Source organism: Spirulina subsalsa FACHB-351 (assembly GCF_026130165.1).
GTDB classification, from domain to species: Bacteria; Cyanobacteriota; Cyanobacteriia; order Cyanobacteriales; family Spirulinaceae; genus Spirulina_A; species Spirulina_A subsalsa_A.
Genome location: NZ_JAIHOM010000167.1, coordinates 1 through 8,367 on the forward strand (window position 1 = coordinate 1; position 8,367 = coordinate 8,367).

General features: G+C 37.4%; 4 protein-coding genes. All 4 read right to left on the minus strand.

Annotated features, from left to right (window positions below):
- Positions 1-140: 140 nt before the first annotated feature.
- The 4 genes from K4A83_RS20935 to K4A83_RS20950 all read right to left on the minus strand — a co-directional run bounded on the left by K4A83_RS20935 (position 141) and on the right by K4A83_RS20950 (position 8,129).
- Entirely contained in the window at positions 141-1,304 is a 1,164-nt protein-coding gene (locus K4A83_RS20935; protein ID WP_265266645.1) for a cysteine desulfurase family protein, read from the minus strand.
- The gene (locus K4A83_RS20940; RefSeq protein ID WP_265266646.1) at positions 1,297-4,668 is read right to left on the minus strand and encodes an FtsK/SpoIIIE domain-containing protein; all 3,372 of its coding nucleotides are present in this window, start codon (positions 4,666-4,668) and stop codon (positions 1,297-1,299) included. The genes K4A83_RS20935 and K4A83_RS20940 overlap by 8 nt, the downstream gene beginning before the upstream one ends.
- A 188-nt stretch (positions 4,669-4,856) precedes the next feature.
- The gene (locus K4A83_RS20945; RefSeq protein WP_265266647.1) at positions 4,857-6,575 is read right to left on the minus strand and encodes a hypothetical protein; all 1,719 of its coding nucleotides are present in this window, start codon (positions 6,573-6,575) and stop codon (positions 4,857-4,859) included.
- Positions 6,576-8,129 carry a hypothetical protein gene (locus K4A83_RS20950; protein ID WP_265266648.1) on the minus strand — a complete coding sequence of 518 codons (1,554 nt, stop codon included), beginning with the start codon at positions 8,127-8,129 and terminating at the stop codon, positions 6,576-6,578.
- Positions 8,130-8,367: the final 238 nt, after the last annotated feature.

Genomic DNA, 8,367 nt, shown 5'->3' on the forward strand with positions numbered 1-8,367 from the left:
ACTCGTAGACAAACACGGATGATACTGAGTTAATGGATATCAAATATTATAATAACATGGAATTGAAAAATGGGTAATAAAAAGCCGTCCTGAAGGACGGGGCTTGTATCCCATTATTTTCGGTCAATTCTGAAGTGCTGTCAATCCATGAGAGTTGCTAGTTGACGCACCCCCTGAATTAACAGTGCGGCCGCTGCCTCAATCTCCGCTTCGGTGGTGAATTTCCCCACACTAATCCGCAGCGCGCTGTCTATTTGCTTTTGGGGTAATTTCATCCCCTGGAGAACATGGGAGGGGGTAGGAGTGCCTGATGAACAGGCTGCCCCGGTGGAAATAGCCAGTTGGTGGCGGACTCTAGCCATGATAGCACTGTTGGGAATGGGGGGAAGGGAAAGGTGCAGATTACCCGCCAGACGGTGATTTAAGTCGCCATTAATGATGAGTTGGGGAAGATGGGTGAGGAGGAGATTTTGTAGTTTGTCTCGTTTTTGTGCGATCGCCTTTTCATCCTCCATCATCTCCCATTGTCTCAAAGCACAAGCTTCACCCAATCCCACAATACCCGGAACATTCAACGTTCCCGATCTCATCCCCTCTTCCTGTCCTCCACCATACATCAGACGGGGTAGAGAATACCCTTTTCGCACCACCAAAGCCCCCACCCCTTTCGGTCCATAGAATTTGTGGCCCGAAACGCTCAGATAGGTTATCCCCCAATCTTGAAAGCGAATCGGAATTTTCCCCACCCCTTGGGAAGCATCGCAAAACCAAGGGATTTGGTGACGATGTGCAATGACTCCAATCTTCTCCATCGGATAAATCGTCCCCACCTCATTATTCGCCGCCATCACACACAATAAATCCCCCCCCTCCCTACAAACCTGTTCCAGATATTCCAAATCCAGTTGTGCCTGTTCATTCACCTTCAACCAGACAATTTCCGTCAATCCCCGCTTAACCATCGCCTCACAGCAGTCTAACACCGCCTTATGTTCAACAGGTGAAACCAAAATCCGAGAACCCTGTTTTTGTCCAATTCCATAACCTTGAATCACCAAATTAATACTTTCCGTCGCCCCAGACGTAAAAATAACTTCTTTCGGAGAAGCCTGAATTAATGCAGCCACTTGTTGACGCGCTTTTTTAACCGCCTCTGCCGCCTCATCGCCATAAGCATGATCCACACTGTTCGCATTTCCAAATGCTCCAGTCATCGCGTACAAAACTTTTTCTGCCACTCTAGGATCAACCGGAGTTGTAGAATGATAGTCCAGGTAAATTGGAAAATTTTTCACTTCAGACATTTTTATAATCCTGCTGAATAGCCTCAGCCACTACACAAAAATCATCCTCAGAAAGGAAAGGCACTTGAGCATAGATTAAATTACGTTCTCCAGATAATTTGGCTAACAAATGACCTTTCCCTAATAAGTTCTCTGCTCCCTTTTCTCCTAATGAAAACTCAGAACTTCCTGAACTTTCGACCCTGAGAATTAAACGATTGCCCAGATTATCCCTCAGTTGCATAGGGAAAATATCTTTATCGGGTCGTTGTGCAGCAAAAATGAGATAAATTCCAGCAGCCCTCGCCTTAACCCCCAAGCGTTGTACAGCAGAAGAAACTGCATTTTTATATTCATCAACCAACATCCAATCAGCAAACTCATCATGAACCAAAAACAGAACAGGTAATCTCTCTAACTCCGGAACTTTTTCATTATAAGAAAATAAACTATTAACTTTTTTTGCTTTAAAAAGTTTATAGCGTTTCTCCATTTCATTCACGACTTTATCAAAAACTTCAATCGCATCGTTTTGTTCAGTAATAATACCCTCTGAGAAATGAGGTAAGTCTTCTAAGGGGAAATAATCTGTCCCTTGTTTAGCATCAATCAAATAAATATTCACTAATTTTGGAGAATTAGTTGCACAAATATCCAGCAATAAATTTCGCAACAACACTGATTTTCCACTTCCAGTAGTACCAGCAATCAGAGTATGAGGAGCATGAGACTGTAAATCAGCAAACTCTCCACCTAAATTCAGATATAATATTTTACCATCAAATTCTTTTACTCCTACAACGAAACTCAGATTAACTCCAGCCTTTAAATTTATTTTCCGTTGCTTCCATACCTTAGATAAAGAAATGATTTCCCTTTGAGGACGAGCAATAGAAACAATAATTTTACCAGGATTTCCTAGGATATTAATCACCGTCAAAGCATGGGTTGTTAAAAGTTGAGAGCGGCGATTTTCAATATCTTTTATTTTGAGATGATCTGACCCTTGGAAAGCGATCAACGCAGCATTAGGAGTTAATCTTTCTCCTAAAATTTTCGCTTGTAAATCATACCCTAATAAAGCTTTCCGCAACTTTAAAGATGTTTCCTTTAACCATTTATCATCTGCTTGATTGTTCATTTTTGATTGACTCATTGAGTCAATCCATTTAACCACAGAGGGACTAAAGCAAGTCGGAGATTCTATCTGTTTAGAAATCTCTAATCGATGAGAATCTTGAATGGGAATAGAATCAGCATTTTTATGAATAGAAAGTTGAACTAAATCTTCTTGAGCGTTCGATTTTTCTGATAAACCTGAACTGCTTACCTCATCGAGTACAGGATTTACCCAAACAACTCTTGCAGCAGGAAAACGAGGATTATACGCTTTCCAAGGGGTTTCAGATCCCAATTGTTCACGAATAGAGACTAAGGGGTGTTGACGATGAATTGCCAAGACCAACTGACGCACAGATTCACGATTAAATATTTCTTGATAGCAGTGATCAACTTTCGCAAGAGGAACTTGATCATTACTAACAAAAGAGTCACTAGGTCCAGAAATAAATACATGAGAGTATCCTGATAGATCAATCTTGATTGAACCATCGATTAACTGTTTACGCCATTCTTCGATTGAAATTGCATCAGTTGTATTAAATTCAATACCATCCAAAAGCAAATCTCCCAGACGAGATAACCATAAATCTCTATCCAGTCGTCCTGGACTAACAAACAAAGCACTCATCATTCGTTCAACTGTATCTCTTAATTGATGTTGAGAACTTTTACGAGCATCACTGAGTCCATTCGCATCAATATATTTTGCTTCAGCAACAATTAATTTAAGGATAAGTTCATTATTTCTGATTTGAGGACTCACCGCTAAAAGATCAGCTATTCTCCCTTCTTTCTGCCCTAACCAATTAGCATAATCATCCAAGAAATACCAACCAATTGGATTTTCTTTACCTAGTTCAGAAATCAATAAATATTTACTTAAAACCACCCCCATTAACTCACTGGCATACTTACCATTTTTAGCAGCCCTTAAGACAATATCTCCTGAAATACCATTGGCTTGATCAATAAAATCCTCAGCTAAATTACTAAGTGCCATTTCATCTAGCCCTAAATTGAGAGATTCTAATCGACGCTTAACCAAAACTTGCAGAAGATTCATAGAAGAATTAGATGATACTAAAAAATTCCGGTCATCACTACGACTTTGCTGGTAGCGAATTACATTAACACCTTGATTAATTAATTGCCGTCTTTCGAGTAAATCATCATAATTAACAACCCATTCACCTAAATGATGAACCTCTTTAAAGATAGTACGAGTTTCTTCATCTTGAAATGAAATCTGTCTGGCAGGAAGAAAATGCTGATTTTCAGGACAGTCTTCCTGTTTTAATAGGCTATAAATCGCATCCAGATAAGTTTGTCCAACCAGAGGTTGACTAGGACACACCAGATATACCGTTGATTTCAGTTCATCTTTAGCTACCGGACGCTTTCTTGACCAGCGCGAGGGAACGTGCTTAAGAATCTCGGGGGTATTGTTAGATAAAGGAGTTGATTGCCAAACCAGTTCTGCCTGTCGTGAGATAATATCTTGAAGAAATACAATATCAGCAACTTTTTCTGTAGAAGAAGAGGGATTATGGGACATTAAACTAATTCGTAATTTTGCCATGAAATCACGAGCAGCTTCACTAGCAATAAAATCATCTACATCTGAACTTTCTAAAAGTTGTTGATACAAAGCACTTAATTTTTGAAAATCTTGATGATATAAAATGACCTGACAACCAGCCTCGTGATCATCATCTTGTAACTCACTCAATTTAGATACAACAGTTTTAGGAAATCTTGTAGAATCACATTGATAAAGAACAAGACTTAAATTGGTTCTCTCATGGGGCAATAATTCAAGATATCGCTTGACTAAATCTAGTAACTTAGACGAAGCTTTTTTAGGATCTTCATTAGTAGAGTATTGAGTAATTTCTTTAATTGGTTGCTCAAAAAGGCTGTAATCATTAACTGTATCAGAAAGAGAGAGCAGTAATGGTTCACTTCCTTTATATCCTAAGCATACTTCCGGATAATAAGGATGGGTAAGTTCGTTTCTCAAATCAGAAAAAAACAAACGAGAATCCCCAAAATTAACCTCTTTAGTTTTTAAAATATATTTCAGTAATCCTGCGATTTGACGAGCTTTAATACTTAAGGAAGCTAATCTTAAAGGATGCCAAGGAGCAATAATCGCAGCCGGATGTCCTCGCTCAACAGAGACACAACCTAAGCGCAAAACGGGTTGCACTAATTCAATCCGATTCTTATCTCCAGTCGCATACTGAAGTAAGGTTTTAATCAAAACTTGGTAAGCCTCAGACTGTTGTAACAAAGAGGGACTAGAAAGACCTTTTTCACTGAGCCAATCTTTTAATGCTTGTGTATAAATAGTTTCAAAACTTTCCCAAGCTTTTTGAATAGATTTCTCAGCATCAGAAGATAATCGATTATCTTGAACCGCTTTTTTCAGATTATCTAAGAAAAGTTTTCCTAAATTTTTTTTCGTTCATATTTATTAATTAATGACCCTCGATTTTGTCCATAAGCAGCCATTAAAGTTCCAACATCTTCTAAACTTACTCCTTGAAGACGACCTTTTTTATTCACTAATTCTCGTGATACTTGTGAAATAAAGCAAGGTGCTTTTTGTAGCCTTACCAAATCATGGCGGAGTTCCATCCCAATTGCATTAGGTTGACCTTTCCAAATCAATTGAATTTTATTAATTAATTTTGTAGAGTTAGCTAAATGCAATTCGACATAAAACTTTATTTCGATAGAAGATTTAGCTGTAGAAGTATTTTTTACCTCTTTTTTCTTATTTTTATTTTTTTGTTGTTCCTGTTTGAGAAGTTCATCATACTTAAATAGCCAGTGAGTATTCCAAGTAATTTCGGGGGAGGTTAACTGCTCAATCCCCCGATACCTTGTGCAGAAGTAAATTCCAACATCTGCATTTAAGTCTAACCATTGGCTTTTGCGAGAACTTTTTTGGGTTTGCACAATTAACCGAGTGTCCTCTTGCAGATTGGATTGATCATAAAGTCGTTCAAAAGCTTCAAGTAAACCTACTAAAAAATCTGTACATTCAATAGGTTGACCATAAACAAATTTATCCCATTTAACTTTTAACGACCGATCCGTTTCTAATTCTGATCGATGGGTATCATAAAATTGCTTATCATCATCATTAGCTTCTTTTGTATTTTTTCGTTTTTTCAAGGTTTCTAAATAATCTAATTCTAAATCAGTTAGACTGTTGGGATATTCATCTTCATAAAATTGTCTAGTTGAGCTATATAAATCTGTCTTTTTGGTTTTCATACCACCAAAAAGAGCATTAATATTATCAGTTTCCCATTCCCAAAACGTTAATGCTTGTGCTTGTTTATTCCATTCAGGAGGAGTTTTTATAAATTCTTCAATAACAGAGTGTGCTTCTAGAGGAACTTCATCCTTCACTTTTTCAAAAGCAGATTTTAAATCACTTGCTTCAATAGGTTGGCGACTAGGAGTTTGTTTAATGAGTAAACAGCCTCGTTTTGAGATCGCTTGTTGGTACTTATCTTGCCATTTTCGAGCGTGTCCCCATGCTTTTTCAGGAATCGCATCAAAATACCCTGAATCACGAGGCAATCGTAATGCAGGTAAAGCCCATCCCAAGGCATTAATAATAGGAACACTTTCCTCCCTAATGCGTTCACGAGTATCCATGACGTAGTTCGCAAATTGCTCTAAACTACACTCACTAGAACCCAGTAACCCTTTTAGAGCTTTTTGCCAGTATTTTTTATGATTATCGGGTAAATCTAGACCGTCACTGGCAACAGCAACCCAGATTTCAATTTGTTCTTTGAGCAATCCTGCACTTAAAGGAGAAATATCTTTGAGAGATTGTCCTTGATCATCATTCGTATTTGCTAAGAGTAAACAGGGACGGTCACAAGGAGCGTGGCGCAGGTGAACCGCTTTTTCCTCGGTAAGTATCTCTTCAGGAAGATTGTATCCTTCTACAAGAGAGCGGGGAATCTGAATTTTAATACACGAAGATAAGTCAGGAGTCGCAAGAATTGCCTGACAAATATTAGCAATTTGCTCCCCAGTGAGACGATCTAGTAAAAAGCGAGCAACCCCATCTAATTCATCTGTATTGACAGATTCTCTCAAAAATTGAGTAGCTACTTGTCCAATTAAATCGATAGCACGCATTTATAGTTTCTCCGTTGTGTAAGGATTCAGGACATAAGCACAAGCATCAGAAAGGCGTTTAAGTAATCCTAACGATGCTAGACGCTGTTCAAGGCGTTCTGCATTATCAGCAAATGCTTCTTGGTCAGCTTCTTTCCGCTCAATAATCTCAGTTGCCTGTTTTTCACCGATAATAAAGCCATATTTTTGATAGAGAATTTCTAGAAAATCCTGAAATTCCCTTCGCTGAGGGACACAACAAAGGACTAAGGTTTTTAAAAGAGAGTCAGTAGGTGCATATCGCATTCTACGACTTCCTCGACTTGAAGCTAGTCCAATTTCTTTGGTCCAACTACTGTGAAATTTACCAACGTGCTTTTTATGCCTAGTGACAGCTTGTTGACATAACTCTTCTAATAATTCATCAGGAGAATTGCCTCGTATTTTATCCTCATCCCACGAAAACTCTCGTTTCAGTGTATCTTTAATTCTTTCTAATGAATCAAAGAACTCAATATTTTTTGACCATTCATCCCAATTCGATATCCGCTTAATATAGTGTTCTATAGCTTGTTTAGTCAAATTATTATTCTTTAAAAATGTGTCAGAAGCTAAGTCACGAATAATCGTTTTTTTGGGTGCAACAATTTCAAGAATAAATTGAGGACTATCTGAACTACTCCAAGAATTTACTAATTCAAATCTATTATCATCTTCATTGCTTAAAACACTTTGAGAACGCTTCAGTAAGTAAAGTACCAGATGAACACCCATAATAGTAACTAAGTGAGGCAGAGAATCATAATCGGGAAGATTACACTTAAATAAATTCAGCCAATCTTCAGCTAAATTATCAAATTCATCTAATTTTTGATAAGGAAGATAAGGAGAATTACTATTCTTACTTACTGGTTTTGTATCTTCAGATTCTACAGGTTGTAAGAGGGCAACTAATTGGTTCCACTGGCTAGATTTTTTGCGATCAATAATTCCAATATTTTGAAGCTGTTTGAGAATTTCTGATTTCTGAGAACTACGACAAATCATTAAATACAATAGCTCTCCTGTCCGAGCAAAAAAGCGACGATCATTATTAGGATTGCCTTTCGATTGAATTCTTAAATCCTCATAGAGACAATCAACACCATAGGGAAATACAAATTTAGAACTCCAGCGTTTATTGCTATCTCCTTCTATGGCATTAAACTGTAAAAATTTTACAACTTCTAAAAAATCTCGAAATGTTGGAAACCTTTTTTGTAAATAACTAAAATCTGGCTCAGAATTATTCAGTCCACCACAGTGACTAAGCATACAATCTAGCCATTCTTTCCATTGATCATCGTTGTTGTTATATTCAGCATTAACAGACTCCAAAAAAGGATTATTAAATAATATGTTTCTCAAATAGAGACGACGATAAGATTTATATTTTAATTGGTTAAATTCCTCTTCAATAAAGGCTTTGTTTTGTTCTAGTTCAGTTTGGACAATTCCCAGGAATTCGAGGAAAGTTAACCAAGGAGTTTGTTCATCATATAGACGATGACCCCAAATCGCTTCATCTACCCACATCTCTGTTTCTCGATGGGAAGAACTTTGAGATATCGGTATAGGTAATCTGTTTAAGCTCATAATTGAATCTCCAATGTTCTGGGATTGGCTATTCCTTGATCATCTAGTTCTAACCAGAAGTGTTGAATGTTAGAAAAAAAATTGACAAAAAGCTCCTACTTCGGTAAAATAGGAGCTTGTTTTTTAAAAAAAATCAATAATTTGATTCTATCCAACTTCCCTCAAATTGTCAAAAAAT

Coding starts and splice junctions, on each gene's coding strand:
- K4A83_RS20935 (WP_265266645.1), bottom strand. CDS start 1,304: ATGTCTGAAGTGAAAAATTTTCCAATTTACCTGGACTATCATTCTACA.
- K4A83_RS20945 (WP_265266647.1), bottom strand. CDS start 6,575: ATGCGTGCTATCGATTTAATTGGACAAGTAGCTACTCAATTTTTGAGA.
- K4A83_RS20950 (WP_265266648.1), bottom strand. CDS start 8,129: ATGTGGGTAGATGAAGCGATTTGGGGTCATCGTCTATATGATGAACAA.